Raw genomic sequence first — 14,811 nt, 5'->3', positions numbered from 1 at the left:
TAAATCCTAACGGTTAGTGTTACGGTCCCCGGCATGAAGAAAGTGAGCTTCGCCGAGTTCGGCGGTCCGGACGTTCTGCACCTCATAGACGCCGAGGAGCCCCATGCGGGCCCCGGCCAGGTACGCATCGCCGTGCGGGCGGCGGGCGTGAACCCCTTCGACTGGAGGGTCCGTGAAGGCCAGATGCTGGCGGCCCATCCGGTCGAGTTGCCCGCCGGAGTGGGACAGGACGCCTCCGGGGTGGTGGACGAGGTCGGCGAGGGCGTCGACGGGGTCGAGATCGGCGACCCCGTGTTCGGCGAGGGTGCGAGCACCTATGCCGAGTTCGCCGTGCTGTCGGCCTGGGCCCGTATGCCTGAGGGGCTGACGTTCGAAGAGGCGGCCGGGTACCCCTCCGTAGTGGAGACCGCGCTGCGCATCATCCACCAGGTCGGTGTGCGGTCCGGGCAGACGCTGCTGGTCAGCGGTGCGTCCGGCGGAGTCGGATCGGCGGTGCTCCAGATCGCCCGGGATCGCGGTATCACGGTGATCGGCACGGCCGGGGCCGCGAACCAGGACTATCTGCGCGGCCTGGGCGCCCTCGCCACGACGTACGGCGAGGGCTGGGTCGAGCGGGTGCGGCAGCTCGGCCGGGTCGACGCGGCTCTCGATCTGGCCGGTTCGGGCGTGATCCGCGAGCTCGTCGAGCTGACCGGGGATCCGCAGAAGGTGATCTCCATCGCCGATCTCGCGGCGCCGGAGCTCGGTGTCCGCTTCTCCGGCGTGGCCGGGAGCATGCCGGACGCGCTCGCCGAAACCGTCGGGCTCATCTCGCGGGGCAGGCTCCACATCCCGGTCGAGAAGTCGTACACGCTCGCCGAGGCCGCGGCGGCGCACATCGACAGCCGAGCCGGTCACACGCGCGGGCGGCGGGTCGTGGTCGTCTGAGCCGTTTCCCCGCGGTTGCCCGGTCCGGCATGCCCCGGCCGTGCAGGACGGCCGGGGACGCTCGGGAGTGGTGCAGCGGCGGCCGGCTCGCGGTCAGAACCAGTGCAGGCAGTGCGGGGAGCGGCCGGTGCGGAAGAGGGCGTCGGCGAGGGGGGCCGCGCCAGGATGGTGGGCGCGGATGTGTCCGGCACGTATGAGGGTGCTCGGGGCGGTGCCGCCCAGGTAGACCGAGCCCAAGTCGCTGATGTCCAGGGACAGGTCGGGCTCCCGGTCCGTCGGGTGGCAGTCGGCCTTGCCGTCCCGGATGGTCAGCAGGTAGCGGCCGTGCTCGCCGAGGAAGGGGTCGTCGACGTCGAGGACGAGTTCGCCGTCCATGAACCAGCTGCGGGCGGTCAGCGCACGCGGTACGTCCAGCAGCCGTACCCAGAGCCAGTCGGTGTCGTCGCTCACCTCGCCGGCGCGGAAGTCCGCGAGCTGCCAGCGCAGCGGGTGATCGGGCGGGACGTGCTTGAACACGACCTGACGGACCAGGTCGTGTCCGAGCACGAACCGGGCCAGGGCGGTGAAGACGGCGTCGTCGGTGGTGATGGTCTCGTCGACCGTCAGGGTCTCGTGCTCGCCGAGCGAGTAGCTGGCGTAGCCGTCAGGGAGGCCGTCGGCGTCACGGTGGACGGCGATGTAGCGCGGTGCCGGTGAGAGCGGGGGCTGCCCCGCGCGCTGGGCCCACCAGCGGTGCGGCCGGGACAGCGCGCCGGGCTGGGCGCGGCGGTAGCGGTCGTAGATCTCCTCCAGGATGTCGCCGCATTCGGCACGCCGCAGCAGCTCGATGGAGCCGGTGTCCGGGCCGGTGTCGGAGCCGGTCGCCGGGTTGTCGGCTGATCCGCGCGCCCGGGGGAGGGCGAGGGCGGCCCGGTGGCGCGGCACCGTCAGCCGCTGCGTGTAGGTCGCCGGTCCGTAGCCGAACCTGCGGTAGATCATCGCCTCAGAGGCCAGCAGTACGGAGAGGAACTCCCCGCGGGCCCGCAGCTCGGTGAGCTGATGCCGCATCATCGCGCGGAGCACGCCCTGGCGACGGTGCGAGGGCAGGACGCCGACGGCGGTCACCCCGGCGGCCGGGGCGATGGTGTCACCGGGCAGGGTGAGTTCGAAGGAGTACGCCCCCGCGGTGCCGACGGGCCGCCCGTCCGCCGCCATGGCCAGCAGGTTGCGGTCCATTTCGAGCGCCGACCACCAGCGCCCGCCGCCGGCTGTCGGGGTTTCCGGGAAGCGCCCGAACGCGCCATGGAGTGTGTCGACGAAGACGTCGAGGTCCTGGTCGGTCGTGGGACGGATTTCCATTGCTGCCGTTGCCTTCCCGGGATACCGCCACCACGACTCGTGGTGCGTCGCCACAGTGCAACGTCGGCCGGTGGCCGGGGCAACTGAATTACCGCGGGGAGGCTTCGCCTTGGCGCGATGATGGGTGTCCGCTGTGGCGCTGTCCTCCGTCGACCGGCAGGACGTCCCGTGGCGAGAAAGAGCCACCACAAGGAGCGGACGGGGGCCGTTGCTGTGATGCTCGGGTCATGTCTTCGACGCCTGCTGAGTCCCCCTGGCCCACCACCCTCAGCACGGCCCGGCTCCTGCTGCGTCCTGCCGAGGCCACCGACGTCAAGGAATTCACCCGGCTCTGGACGGACCCCGAGGTCCGGCGCTTCCTCGGCGGGCCGGTTGCCGAGCAGGAACTGCCCCTCTACCAGCGGCATTTCGCGGGCCGCCGCAACGCGTTCGCCGTCACCACGCGGGCGGAGAGGACCGTCGTGGGTTCCGTGCTGATCGATCCGGCGCCTCGCTTCGACGACCGGCGGGAGGTGTCCTATGGGCTCCTGCCCGAACACTGGGGCCAGGGCTACGCCAGGGAAGCCGTGGCCGCCGTTGTGGAGTGGGCCTTTGCGCACGTTCCCTCGGACGACCCCTCGGTCATCGCGGTCACCCAGGAGGCCAATGCCCGCTCGTGCCGCCTCCTGGAAGCCATCGGCATGCGCCATATCGACAGCTTCGTCGAGTTCGGCGCAGCTCAGGCGTTGTTCTCCGTCGACCGGCAGGGACTCCGCAACGGCCGGTGAGCGGCGGTGGGAGGCGGAGCGTGCCGGCGCGGCGTCAGTGGGCCGTGAGGCCGCCGTCGACCACGAGTTCGGTGCCGGTGACGTAGGAGGACTCGTCGGCGGCCAGGAAGAGCGCGGCCGAGGCGATCTCGTCGGGGTGGCCCGCGCGGCGCATCGGGGTGCGGACGATGTCGGGCTGCTGGTCGCCCTGCTCGTCCAGGAGATCCTGGATCATCGGGGTGGCGATGACCCCGGGGTGGAGGGAGTTGACGCGTACTCCCTGACGCGCGTACTCGACGGCGGCGGTCTTGCTGAGCAGGCGTATCGCGCCCTTGGACGCCTGGTAGGCCGCGGCCGCGCCGCTTCCGACGAGTCCCAGGACGGACGAGGTATTGATCACCGAGGCGTTGCCGGTGGCGCGCAGCAGGGGCATGGCGGCCTTCATCCCCAGCCAGGTGCCCTTCTGGTTCACGTCGATGATGCGGTTCCACCTGTCTTCCCGGGTGTCCTCGATGCCCGGCCAGTCCAGGAGGCCCGCGACGTTCACCAGGACGTGCAGCGCGCCGAACCGCTCGCGGACGGTGGTGATCACCTCGTCCCATTGCCCGGCGGAGGAGACATCCAGGCAGGCGGAGACGATCTCCGCGCCGGTCTCCTCGGCGATCTCCTCCGTAAGTGCCGTGAGGCGGTTCCGGCGGATGTCGGTGACGATCAGCCGCGCGCCCTCGCGGGCGAACAGCCGGGCGGTCGCCGCACCGATTCCTCCGGACGCACCGGTGATCAGTGCGACCTTGCCGTCGAGTCGTGGGCCAGTCAGTGGGCCAGTCATGGGGGCGTCCTCTTCCTCGGAATTCTCGGGTGTCCCGGGTGCCTCGGGCGGGGCACCGGGCCACCGAGCGTGGACGCCCCGGAGGCCGGCGGCCAGGACGCCTGCTGCCTGGGTGGCACACACCCAGGCAGCGCACCGGCCTCCTGCCTAACCTGAGGAGATGTCCGACAACACCCTGGGAGATTTCCTCCGTGCCCGGCGCTCCGGCCTGCGGCCCGAAGACGTCGGTATGGCGAGCTACGGCGTACGCAGAGTCGCCGGGCTGCGCCGTGAGGAGGTCGCGGTGCTGGCCGGGGTGAACGTCGACTACTACACCCGCCTGGAACAAGGCCGGGAACGCCACCCCTCGTCGCAGGTCCTCGACGCCCTCAGCCGGGCCCTCCAGCTCGACACCGACGCCCGTGCCCACCTCCACCGGCTGGCCGGTATCGCACCGAACGACCGCCCGGTGCCGCAGCGGAACGTGGTCAGCCCGGCGCTGCGCCAGCTCATGGACGGCTACCCGCACACCCCGGCCTTCGTGGTCAACGGCGCCCTGGACATCCTCGCCGCCAACGCCCTGGCCGACGCGTTGTATTCGCCCTTCGACCCCGCGGACAATCTCGCCCGGATGGCTTTCCTCGACCCGGCCGCGCGGGACTTCTACACCCGCTGGGACTGGACCGCCCAGGCCACCGTGGCCAACCTTCGTCAGGCGGCCGGTGGTGACCCCGACAACCCCCGGCTGACCGCGCTCGTCAACACACTGACCGAGCAGAGCCCCGCCTTCACGACCCTGTGGCAGGCCCACACCGTGCGCGGCAAGACCCGGGACGCCAAACTGCTCAACCACCCCGACGTCGGGCCGCTCACCCTCACCTACCAGGCGTTCGACGTCCGCGACGCACCCGGCCAGCAACTCGTCATCTACCACGCCGAGCCCGGCAGCCCCAGTGCCGAGGCGCTGTCCCTGCTCGGCGCCCTCAATGCCACTCGGCGGCAGACGGCGCGAGATCCGCAGTCGTAGAACACGCCATGCCGGGGACGAGGACGGGGACGGGCCTCGGGGCGCCGAACGCCGTCAGGGCGCGACCGTCAGGACGATCTTGCCGGTGGTGCGGCCGGTCTCGCCCAGGGCGTGGGCCTGGGCGGCGTCCTCCAGCGGCACCACCTTGTCGACGTTGACCTGGAGCTTCCCGCTGTTCACCAGGTCGGCGACGGCTTCCAGGCCGGCCCGGTCGGGCTCGACGAGGAGGAATCCCGCGCGTACCCGCGCCTCGCGCGCCCGGTCAGCGGGGAAGGCGTCGTCCAGCGGCAGGATCGAGACCAGCGAGCCGCCCGGACGCAGGGTGCGCAGGGAGCGGGCGCCGTAGTCGCCGCCGATGGTGTCGAGCACGATGTCGATATCGCGCACCGCCGTCGCGAAGTCCTGTTCCGTGTAGTCGATGAGCTCATCGGCGCCCAGCCCGCGCAGGAAGTCATGCTTGGCCCGCCGGGCGGTGCCGATCACATACGCGCCACGGGACTTGGCGATCTGCACCGCGAGATGACCGACCCCGCCCGCCGCGGCATGGATCAGCACCCGGGCGCCGGGCCACACCTTCGCGGTGTCGACCAGGGCCTGCCAGGCGGTCAGTGCCGCCAGCGGGAGAGCGGCGCCCCGGACGTGGTCCAGGTCCGCGGGAAGGTGGGCGAAGTGCCGCGCGGGGGCGGCGACGTACTCGGCGTAGGCCCCGGCGGGGTGCGGGAAGCGCGGCATGCCGAAGACCTTGTCGCCCGGTGCGAAGAGGGTGACGCCGAGGCCGACCGCCTCGACCACACCGGACACATCGAAGCCCAGGACGAACGGCGGCTCGCTGCCGGACAGGAACCGGCCGCCGGCCCGCGTCTTCCAGTCGGTCGGGTTGACGCCCGCGGCGTGCACCCGGACCAGGATCTCCGTGGGGCCGGGCACCGGCCGGTCGGTCGTGATCACCTTGAGGACCTCAGGGCCTCCGGCGGTGTCCTGGCTGACGGCCCGCATCTGCGGGATCCCGGTCTCGGACATGGTGTCTCCTTCGTACGTGCCCATGGCTGGGGTCGGGCGAATGCGCCGCCTGGCGGCCGCGTTTCCCGAGGTGCCGCCAGCTTTCCGCGGCGGCCGGGAGCCCGGCGGTGTCCTGATGGCCAACGTTTGAAAGAATCGGGTCATGCATCGCGTCGGTGTTCTCGCCCTGGACGGGGTCGTCCCCTTCGAGCTGGGGATCCCCGCGCGGATCTTCGGCGCCGCGCGTGGTGCCGCTGGTGAACCGCTCTACTCCGTCGTCACCTGCAGCCTGGACGGACGCACGGTGCGCGCCGATGCCGACTACGACATCGCGGTCTCCGAGGACGCATCCGTACTCGCGCACGTCGATACCGTCGTCATCCCGCCGTCCCACGGGCAGGCGATGGTCCGGGAGGACGGCCGGCTGCCCGAGGAACTGCGGGCGGCGCTGGCGCGGATCCGGCCCGGCACCAGAATGGTGGCCATTTGCACCGGTGCCTTCGTGCTGGCCGCGGCCGGAATGCTCGATCACCGGCCGGCCACCACGCACTGGCAGGAGGCCCACCAGCTGCAACGCCTCTTCACCACCGTCCGCGTCGACCCCAATGTGCTGTTCGTCGACGACGGCGATGTCCTCACCTCGGCCGGTGCGGCCGCCGGGGTGGACCTGTGTGTGCACCTGGTGCGCCGTGACCACGGCAGCGCCGTCGCCAACGAGGTCGCCCGCTTGTGTGTGGTGCCGCCCTGGCGGGACGGCGGACAGGCCCAGTTCATCCGGCAGCCCGTGCCGGAACCCTCGACGGCGAGCGGCACCGCCGCCACCCGCGCCTGGGCCCTGGAGCGTCTCGCTGAGCCCCTCACCCTGACCGAGCTCGCCGCGCACGCCCGGGTCAGCGTGCGCACCCTCACCCGGCGGTTCCGCGACGAGGTCGGGATGAGCCCCGGTCAGTGGCTCGCCGGACAACGCATCGAACGCGCCCGGCACCTGCTGGAGACCACGGACTGGCCGATCGATCTCGTCGCCCATCACGCGGGCTTCGGCACGGGCACCTCCCTGCGCCAGCATCTCCACAGCGCGGTGGGCGTGGCACCACTGGCCTACCGCCGGACGTTCCGCAGCACCGCCGAGCTGACCGCCTGAAGCGCCGCCCAACCGGGGCCCGCTTGCACAGCTCGGGGCCGCCGCACCGGCGTTCACCTTCGGGCTGGTGGAAGCCCCACCCTCGCGTGCAGGGACGACACCGGACAGCTGTTGACCATGGGCTTTTTCGCGGAGCAGACCGAACTCGGTGCAGTGATCGGGCGACAGGGCTCCGGTGATGCGGCGAGGATGGGGGTCGGCCGAGCCGGATCCGCCGCTGAGGAGCGCCATGACTCTTGCACAGTCCACCGCACAGCCCACCGCGCAGTCCACGGAGGTTCCCCCTTCCGAGCCCGTCCGCCAGGAGCCGGGCGCGGCCGGAACGCCCGAGGAGTTCACGGAGCCGCTGCCGCAGACCCGTCGGGCGTTGCTGCGCCGGCTGGCGGTCGGGCAGGCCGAGGGGCGGGCACCGTCGATGGTGGGCGCGGTGGTCCGCGATGGACGAGCGGTGTGGACCGGGGCCCGGGGCTCGGTGGAAGGAGAGGTGCCGCACGGTGATCTGCAGTACCGGATCGGCTCGCTCACCAAGACCTTCGTCGCCGTGCTGGTGCTGAGGCTGCGGGACGAGGGGTTGCTGCGGCTGGCGGACCCGGTCGGCAGGCATCTGGAGGGCACTCCGGTGCCGGACGCGACGATCGCGCAACTGCTGTCCCACAGCGCGGGGTTGGCGGCCGAGCCGCGAGGGCCGTGGTGGGAGCGGACGGCGGGCGCGCTGCGGCCCGAGCCGGCCGACCTCTTCGACGAGCAGCCGCAGCGGCTGTCGGCCGGACGGCGGCACCATTACTCCAACGTCGGCTATGCGCTGCTCGGCGCGCTGGTCGAACGGCTGCGGGGCGGTGTGCCGTGGGGCGAGGTGCTGCGGCGCGAGGTGCTGGAACCGCTCGGCATGGGCCGTACGACGCTGCTGCCGGAGCGGCCGTACGCGAGTGGCTGGGCGGTGCACCCGTGGGCCGACGCGCTGCTGCCGGAGCCGGCCGAGGACACCGGCCTGATGGGCCCGGCGGGGCAGTTGTGGTCGACGCTCCAGGACCTGTGCCGCTGGGCGGCGTTCCTGCTCCGGGGCGACGAGCGGGTGCTCGGCGCGGAGAGTCTGGCGGAGCTGCGGACACCGGCGGTGCCGCCGGAGAGCGGCACATGGGATGCGGGGTACGGGCTGGGGGTGCAGCTCCTGCGGCGGGAGGGACGGCTGCTGGTCGGGCACCACGGCTCGATGCCCGGATTCCTGGCGGCGCTGTGGGCGGATGCCGAGGAGGATGTGGCCGCTGTCGTCCTCACCAACTGCACCTCGGGACCGGCGGTCGGGGCCGTCGCCACCGACCTCACCGGGATCCTCATCGCGCACGAGCCCCGGATCCCCGAGCCCTGGCGCCCGCTGCCCGGTCCGCTGGATCCGGAGCTGCTGGCGCTGACCGGGCCCTGGTACTGGGGCGCGACCCCGCATGCCCTGCGGCTGCGGGCCGAGCGCGGGCTGGAGCTCACCTCGCTGTCCGGGGCGGGCCGCGCCTCGCGGTTCCGGGCCGAGAAGGACGGCACATGGACCGGGCTGGACGGCTATTACGCGGGCGAGACGCTGCGGGTGAGGCGGGACGGGGACGGTGCGGTGAGCCATCTGGATCTCGGCACCTTCGTGTTCACCCGCGGGCCCTACGAGCCGTCGGCGCCGGTGCCCGGTGGGGTGGATCCGGACGGCTGGCGGGTCTGAGGCCGTACGGCGGGGTCCGGCGCACGGACGTACAGTCGATCCAGATGTCAGGAGCCGCGCCCAGTCGGCTCGCTACCGCTGGAAGGCCCTGTGACTGCTGTGTCTGACCCGACCGCGAACCCCGCCGCCCCGGACCTGCTCGACCTGCCGCCGCTCACCGCGGCCCACTTCGCGCGGATCGAGGACAAGGTCGCGGCCCTGATGCGTACCCGGTGCGATGTCGTGGCGATGCAGGGCGAGGCGCTGCTGCCCCTGGAGGCCTGTATCCGCTCGGCCGTGCGGCCCGGCAGCACCGCGCTCAACATCATCACCGGCCCGTACGGAGAGACCTTCGGCGGCTGGCTTCGCTCCTGTGGCGCCGACGTGGTCACCGTCACCGCGCCGTTCACGGGTGCGGTCACCCCGCAGCAGGTGGCGGAGGCGTTGCGCGAGCACCCCGAGATCGACTTTGTGAGCCTGGTGCATGCCGAGGCGGCCACCGGCAACACCAACCCCGTGGCCGAGATCGGCGCGGTGGTGCGGGAGCACGGCGCGCTGCTGATGCTGGACGCGGTCGCTTCGGTGGGCGCGGAGCCGCTGCTCACCGACGAGTGGGGTGTGGACCTCTGTGTGATCGGCGGGCAGAAGGCGATGGCCGGACCGGCCGGGGTATCGGTGGCGTCGGTCAGCGCCCGTGCCTGGGAGCGGATCGCCGCCAATGAGCAGGCTCCGCGGCGCTCGTACCTCTCGTTGCTGGACTGGAAGGAGCGCTGGATCGACGGCGGGCGCACCGCCCTTCCGCACGCTCCGGCGCAGCTGGAGATGCTCGCGCTGGAGCAGGCCGCGGACCGTCTGGAAGCCGAGGGGCTGGAGGCGGTCCTCACCCGGCACCGGGCGGCGGCCGCGGCGACCAGGGCCGGTGTGCGGGCGCTGGGCGGGCTCACTCCGTATGTCGTGCGTGAGGAGGACGCGGCGCCGGCCGCCACGACGCTCCGGGCGCCTGAGGGAGTGGATGCCCGGGAGATCGTGAGCGCCGCGATCGCACTCGATGCGGCGGTGCCGGTGCAGGACGCGGCGGGCGCGCTGGCCAAGGAGATGATCCGGGTGAACCACTATGGCCGCGCCGCCGACCGGTCGGTCGTGATGGCATCCCTGGTGGCGCTGGCGGGTGGGCTGCGTGCGACAGGCGTGTCCGTGGACGCCGAGGGCGCGGCTCAGGCGGCGGGCGCGGCGTGGGACGCGGTGGTCGCAGGCTGAGCCGAGCAAGCGCCCGGCGCTGGGCGAAGGGTCGACATGGGGTCGTGTTTCACGTGAAACACGACCCCATGTGCATGCCGGGACGTGGCGTCGTTTCACGTGAAACACCCTGCATGTAGGCGCAGTTGTGTATGACGCGCCATGTGCGGCGGCCATGGTGGCGGCTCGTCCATCCGCCCCGAGCGCCTGGCCAGGGCACGTGCTCTGCGGCTCGTCGGATCGCCGGTGAGCGCGCGCCCGGCCCAGCCCTCTCCCGCAGCCGGCGGGGCACAGTCAGCCGGCCGCAGCCCCTGCTGGCCCCGGTCCGCAAGCTCCGTCCCGCCGGCCCCTGGATCCAGTCACTGCCGCGACGGCGAAGTCGTTAACGATCATGCTCAAGTCGTCCCGTATATTCGGAACGAGCGACCCGGTTAGATCATGGAGCGCCCGGCCCGGTGTCGAACGTTTCCCAGGAGGTCCGGCAGTGACGGACGGTGGTGTGACGCCCTCCCGTGCGGATGCGCGGCGCAACAGGGCGCTGGTGCTCCAGGCGGCCCGATTCGCTTTCGAGGAGCAGGGGTTGGGGGTTCCGCTTGGGGAGATCGCGCGCCGTGCGGGGGTCGGTGCCGGGACGGTCTATCGCCACTTCCCTTCCAAGGAAGCCCTGTTCAGGGCGACGATCGTGGACCGGATCGAGCTTTTCACCGATACCGCAAGGGACTTGGCCGATGTCGCCGACCCCGGTCCGGTCTTCTTTCGCTTCCTCTCCTCGGTGGTGCGGCTCGCGTCACAGAACAAGGCGCTGTGTGACGCGCTGGAGGAGGCCGGTGCGGGCCGTTTCGAGCCGTCGCCAGGGGTCGGGCAAAGTTTCGACGAAGCGCTGGAAGTCCTGCTCAGGAGGGCCCAAGAGGCGGGCGCCGTACGGCAGGACGTCGGGATAGCGGACCTCAGGGCGCTGTTGGTCGGCTGCCTTTCGATGGAGCGGGCCGCTTCGGGAGCCGGTTCCGGGGACGCGGCTCCGGGCCGGATGACGACCCTGATGTGTGATGCGCTGCGGACGGAACGCGCCGTAACGGAACTCAATGCCGGGCCGGTGAAACGTAACGCATTGCGGTGTGGGGCGTGCGGTGCGGAGTTCGCGGCGGCACGCACGGGCCGACCCGCGCGCTACTGCGGTGGCGCCTGCCGGCAGAAGGCGCACCGGGCGAGGGATCGTACGCGCCGGACGTGACCCGGCGGGCCGGGTGCCCGCCCGTTCCTCAGAGCGGGAGCTTGAAGCCCAGGTGCGAGGCCGCGAAGCCGAGACGCTCGTAGAAACGGTGCGCGTCGATCCGGGTTGCGTCCGAGGTCAGCTGCACCATCTGGCAGCCGAGCGTGCGGGATTCCGCGACCGCCCACTCGATGAGCTGGGTGCCGAGGCCCCCGCCGCGCTCGTCGCGGTGGATGCGTACGCCCTCGATGATCGAGCGGGTGGCGCCGCGCCGGGAGAGGCCGGGGATGACGGTGAGCTGGAGCGTGCCGATCGTCTGCCCTGCGCGGACCGCGACGACCAGGTGCTGCTGCGGGTCGGAATCCAGCGCTTCGAATGCCGCGCGGTACGGAGTCAGGTCGTCCGGTGACTCGCGGGTGGCGCCCAGGGGGTCGTCGGCGAGCATCGCGACGATGGCGGGAAGATCGGATTCGGTCGCGCGGCGTATCTCGATATCGCTCATGGGCGCGACCTTATGCGGTGCGCTCACGGGGCGGCGGGCAGGCGACCCAGCCGCCCCTCCTGCCGCCCGTCCGTCCCTCATCCGCCGTCGGTGTCACTGGGGCGGCGCGAGCGTTTCGACGGCGGTGACCAGTGGTGCCAGCTCGGGGCGCCGGGCGGCGTCCTTGAGTGCTTCGCGCAGTGCGCCGTCGTGGGTGGGCCGAGCCTCCACCAGGAGCGCGAGGCCATCGGATGTCACGCTGGTGTAGATGCCGCGCCGGTCGTCGGGGCACAGGTAGCGCGAGAGCAGTCCGCGCTCCTCAAGCCGGGTGACAAGACGGGTCGTTGCGCTCTGGCTGAGGACGACGGAGTCCGCGACCTGGTGCATCCGCAGATGACCGCCCGGCCCGTCGTGCTGCTCGCTGAGCACATTGAGGACCGAGAACTCCCGGACGCTGAGGTCGTGCGCGGTCTGCAGCGCGCGCTCGATGTGCGACTCGATACGGCCGTGCAGTGCGGACAGGGCGCACCAGCCCTGCGCCAGCCCGGGGGGCTCCGCCGGGGGGCAGGCGGGCGCGGCCGCTGCCGGCTGCGGAACCGCCGGTTCCTGCGTCTCCCGCGTTTCCCGTGTCTGCTGCGTCATCGAAGACCTCCTCATGGGGCGCACGAACCAGGATAGGCCACCTCCGAAATATACGGCGCTTGCAATTAACCCGCGTCTGCAATTATTGTGGACGCTCGTAAAGGACGGACGCAATGACCGAAGGGATCCGTCATGCCTCTCGCACTCCTGGCTCTCGCCATCGGTGCTTTCGGGATCGGAACGACCGAGTTCGCAGTCATGGGCCTGCTGCCCGACATGGCGGCCGGCTTCGATGTCTCCATCCCCCTAGCCGGGTATGCGACCACCCTCTATGCCCTCGGTGTGGTCATAGGGGCGCCGCTGATGACCGCTCTCGGTACGCGCTTCACGCGCAAGCAGATGCTGATGCTGCTGATGGGCCTGTTCATCGTGGGCAATCTGCTCACGGCCGTCGCGCCCAACTTCGGGATCATGCTGGCCGGGCGGATCGTGGCCGCGTTCACGCATGGCGCGTTCTTCGGCATCGGCGCGCTGGTGGCCGCGGACCTCGTCGCTCCCCAGAAGCGGGCCACCGCCCTCTCGCTCATGTTCAGCGGTCTGACCGTCGCCAACGTCGTGGGCGTACCGGCCGGCACCATGCTCAGCCAGCACGTCGACTGGCGCACCACCTTCTACGCCATCACCGCGCTCGGCGGGATCGGCCTGCTGGGCATCGTCAAGCTGGTCCCCGCACAGCGGGCGAAGGCGTCCTCCCCTCTGGGCAGCGAACTCGCGGTGTTCCGCAACCCGCAGGTCGGCCTGGCGATGCTGATGACGATCCTCGGATTCGGCGGGGTCTTCGCGGCCGTCACCTACCTCGCCTCGATGATGGCCGAGGTCACCGGCTTCGCACCGTCCTCCGTGATCTGGCTGACGGCCCTCTTCGGTCTCGGCATGGTCGGCGGAAACCTGGTCTCCGGCCGCTTCACCGACCGCGCCATGATGCCGATGCTGTATGTGTCGCTGACCGGTCTGGCGCTCTCCCTGGCCGCGTTCACCTTCACCGCGCACGACAAGATCGCCGCCACCGTCACCCTGGCGCTGATCGGCATCTTCGGCTTCGCCACCGTGCCGCCGCTGCAGAAGCGGGTGATGGACCAGGCGGCCTCGGCGCCCACCCTCGCCTCGGCCGGCAATATCGCGGCCTTCAACTTCGGCAACGCACTGGCCGCTTGGCTCGGCGGGATCGTCATCTCGGCCGGCCTGGGCTACACCGCGCCCAACTGGGTCGGTGCGCTGATGACCGTCGCGGCGCTCGGAGTGGCGATATTCGCCTCCGCCCTGGAGCGGCGTCACGCGGGCCGCGGCCAGGTGGTCGCCGCCGGCGGACCCAGCGTGCTCGCCGACGAGCCCATATCCGCGGCACACGCCTGACGCCCGCGTCCGTCCCGCGCCGCACTCCCCGAATCACCGGCGCTCCGCACTCCACCGGAGCCCCGCGCACCACCGGCGCGGCCTGCGCCCTGCACCCCAAGGACCTCCTCATGAGCACCTCCACCGCCACTGTCATCACCCCCACCGTCCGCCCCCTCACGACCCGCGACGCCGACGCCCTGACCCAGGCAGCCGTTCGCGCCGCCGAGGGCCTCGGGGTGCGGGGCAGCGTCAGCGTCCTCGATGCGGGAGGTCATCTGCTCGGCTTCCGGCGGGATGACACAGCTGTGCTGATCTCCGGGGAGACCAGCACCCGCAAGGCGTACACCGCCCTGCAGTTGGACGCGCCGACCGCCGACCTGGTCGATCTCGTGCGCCCCGACGGCCTCTTCCACACGCTGCCCACGGCACTGGACCGTCCGCTGCTCTTCATCGCCGGCGGTGTGCCGCTCCACCGGGACGGCCGGGTGATCGGCGCGCTCGGCTTCGGCGGCGGCACCCCCGAACAGGACCACCGGATCGCCACCGCAGCGATAGCGGAGGCCGACCTCTCCTGACCCGGCCCCGTCCGCTAGCCGACGCCCGCGCCCCTGATGCCGCTCCTTCGTGCCCGGCCGGGGTGGGCCTCGGCCGATGTGGCCTCGCGTAGCCGGCTGCCGTGTGCGGTCAGCCCCCAGGGCTTGAGGACGGAGATCGCGGTGATGAAGAGATAGGTGGCCGTGGCGACCGATGGTGCGACGACGAGGCTGATGTCGGGGGCCGGGGTGCCCGCGGCGGCCTCGGCGGCGGCCTGGTTGATGCCGGGCCGGAGTGAGAAGGCCGACAGCAGCACGGTGATGAGCGTCAGCCAGAACTTCGCGACGACCCAGCGGTGCCGGGCCAGCCCCCAGGCGGTGCCCAGGGACAGCACCAACCCGCTGACCAGCGAGGCAAGGGCGAGCGGGAGGACCAGCCAGTCACCGAAGATCTTCATCGCCCGGTAGGCGACCGTCGCCATCTCGGGGGAGCCGGTGGTGTATCCGGTGATGCCGAGCGCGAGCAGCCCGAGGGTGAGACCGAGCCAGCTGACGGATACGGCGAGGTGCAGGACGAGGACGGCCCGGCGCACGGGGCGGTTGAGCTGCTGCATACCGCCACGGTCCCGCCCCGTGCCGCGCGGTACATCTGACGGCGGGAGTATCCGCGCATACGCGGCCTTGAGTACGACCCGCACCGCAGTGTC

At 71.7% G+C, this 14,811-nt stretch carries 15 protein-coding genes; 9 read left to right on the top strand and 6 right to left on the bottom strand.

Annotation, left to right across the window (positions count from 1 at the left end; all coding sequences use genetic code 11):
- Nucleotides 1-33 precede the first annotated feature (33 nt).
- Nucleotides 34-927 carry an NADP-dependent oxidoreductase gene (locus tag STRTU_RS17380; protein WP_159744391.1) on the top strand — a complete coding sequence of 298 codons (894 nt, stop codon included), beginning with the start codon at nucleotides 34-36 and terminating at the stop codon, nucleotides 925-927.
- A gap of 93 nt (nucleotides 928-1,020) precedes the next feature.
- Here STRTU_RS17380 and STRTU_RS17375 read toward each other — a convergent pair whose 3' ends face one another.
- Nucleotides 1,021-2,265 (bottom strand): GNAT family N-acetyltransferase, encoded by a 1,245-nt coding sequence (locus STRTU_RS17375; protein WP_159744389.1) that lies wholly within the window; start codon nucleotides 2,263-2,265, stop codon nucleotides 1,021-1,023.
- Nucleotides 2,266-2,492: 227 nt separating this feature from the next.
- On the opposite strand from STRTU_RS17375, the gene STRTU_RS17370 reads away from it, so the two are divergent.
- Nucleotides 2,493-3,032 (top strand): GNAT family N-acetyltransferase, encoded by a 540-nt coding sequence (locus STRTU_RS17370; protein WP_159744387.1) that lies wholly within the window; start codon nucleotides 2,493-2,495, stop codon nucleotides 3,030-3,032.
- A gap of 34 nt (nucleotides 3,033-3,066) precedes the next feature.
- Here the strand turns inward: STRTU_RS17370 and STRTU_RS17365 are convergent, their stop codons facing one another.
- Complete coding sequence (locus STRTU_RS17365) at nucleotides 3,067-3,828, bottom strand: SDR family NAD(P)-dependent oxidoreductase (protein ID WP_159747023.1); 762 nt, start codon at nucleotides 3,826-3,828, stop codon at nucleotides 3,067-3,069.
- 172 nt (nucleotides 3,829-4,000) lie between these two features.
- On the opposite strand from STRTU_RS17365, the gene STRTU_RS17360 reads away from it, so the two are divergent.
- Nucleotides 4,001-4,846 carry a helix-turn-helix transcriptional regulator gene (locus tag STRTU_RS17360; protein WP_159744385.1) on the top strand — a complete coding sequence of 282 codons (846 nt, stop codon included), beginning with the start codon at nucleotides 4,001-4,003 and terminating at the stop codon, nucleotides 4,844-4,846.
- Between the two features lie 54 nt (nucleotides 4,847-4,900).
- Here STRTU_RS17360 and STRTU_RS17355 read toward each other — a convergent pair whose 3' ends face one another.
- Nucleotides 4,901-5,866 (bottom strand): NADP-dependent oxidoreductase, encoded by a 966-nt coding sequence (locus STRTU_RS17355; RefSeq protein WP_159744383.1) that lies wholly within the window; start codon nucleotides 5,864-5,866, stop codon nucleotides 4,901-4,903.
- A gap of 142 nt (nucleotides 5,867-6,008) precedes the next feature.
- On the opposite strand from STRTU_RS17355, the gene STRTU_RS17350 reads away from it, so the two are divergent.
- The 4 genes from STRTU_RS17350 to STRTU_RS17335 all read left to right on the top strand — a co-directional run bounded on the left by STRTU_RS17350 (nucleotide 6,009) and on the right by STRTU_RS17335 (nucleotide 11,134).
- Nucleotides 6,009-6,986 (top strand): GlxA family transcriptional regulator, encoded by a 978-nt coding sequence (locus STRTU_RS17350; RefSeq protein ID WP_159744381.1) that lies wholly within the window; start codon nucleotides 6,009-6,011, stop codon nucleotides 6,984-6,986.
- A gap of 229 nt (nucleotides 6,987-7,215) precedes the next feature.
- Nucleotides 7,216-8,688 (top strand): serine hydrolase domain-containing protein, encoded by a 1,473-nt coding sequence (locus STRTU_RS17345; RefSeq protein ID WP_159744380.1) that lies wholly within the window; start codon nucleotides 7,216-7,218, stop codon nucleotides 8,686-8,688.
- 99 nt (nucleotides 8,689-8,787) lie between these two features.
- The gene (locus STRTU_RS17340) at nucleotides 8,788-9,924 is read left to right on the top strand and encodes a pyridoxal-phosphate-dependent aminotransferase family protein (protein WP_371873678.1); all 1,137 of its coding nucleotides are present in this window, start codon (nucleotides 8,788-8,790) and stop codon (nucleotides 9,922-9,924) included.
- Between the two features lie 478 nt (nucleotides 9,925-10,402).
- A complete protein-coding gene (locus STRTU_RS17335) occupies nucleotides 10,403-11,134 on the top strand; it encodes a TetR/AcrR family transcriptional regulator (RefSeq protein ID WP_246240688.1) in 732 nt (243 codons plus the stop codon).
- Nucleotides 11,135-11,162: 28 nt separating this feature from the next.
- Here the strand turns inward: STRTU_RS17335 and STRTU_RS17330 are convergent, their stop codons facing one another.
- Together STRTU_RS17330 and STRTU_RS17325 are read right to left on the bottom strand one after the other, a co-directional pair.
- Nucleotides 11,163-11,615, bottom strand: a complete 453-nt coding sequence (locus tag STRTU_RS17330) for a GNAT family N-acetyltransferase (RefSeq protein WP_159744376.1) — start codon at nucleotides 11,613-11,615, stop codon at nucleotides 11,163-11,165.
- Between the two features lie 93 nt (nucleotides 11,616-11,708).
- Entirely contained in the window at nucleotides 11,709-12,236 is a 528-nt protein-coding gene (locus tag STRTU_RS17325; RefSeq protein ID WP_159744374.1) for a MarR family winged helix-turn-helix transcriptional regulator, read from the bottom strand.
- Nucleotides 12,237-12,368: 132 nt separating this feature from the next.
- Here STRTU_RS17325 and STRTU_RS17320 point away from each other — a divergent pair, with 132 nt between their 5' ends.
- Both STRTU_RS17320 and STRTU_RS17315 read left to right on the top strand, forming a co-directional pair.
- Complete coding sequence (locus tag STRTU_RS17320; protein ID WP_159744372.1) at nucleotides 12,369-13,589, top strand: MFS transporter; 1,221 nt, start codon at nucleotides 12,369-12,371, stop codon at nucleotides 13,587-13,589.
- Nucleotides 13,590-13,699: 110 nt separating this feature from the next.
- The gene (locus STRTU_RS17315) at nucleotides 13,700-14,146 is read left to right on the top strand and encodes a GlcG/HbpS family heme-binding protein (RefSeq protein WP_159744370.1); all 447 of its coding nucleotides are present in this window, start codon (nucleotides 13,700-13,702) and stop codon (nucleotides 14,144-14,146) included.
- A 14-nt stretch (nucleotides 14,147-14,160) separates the two neighbouring features.
- Here the strand turns inward: STRTU_RS17315 and STRTU_RS17310 are convergent, their stop codons facing one another.
- On the bottom strand, nucleotides 14,161-14,718 hold the full coding sequence (locus STRTU_RS17310) for a DUF2269 domain-containing protein (RefSeq protein WP_159744368.1): 558 nt from the start codon (nucleotides 14,716-14,718) through the stop codon (nucleotides 14,161-14,163).
- Nucleotides 14,719-14,811: the final 93 nt, after the last annotated feature.

It is taken from the genome of Streptomyces tubercidicus (assembly GCF_027497495.1).
Taxonomy (GTDB): Bacteria; Actinomycetota; Actinomycetes; order Streptomycetales; family Streptomycetaceae; genus Streptomyces; species Streptomyces tubercidicus.
This window is presented reverse-complemented; position numbering and strand designations above follow the sequence as displayed.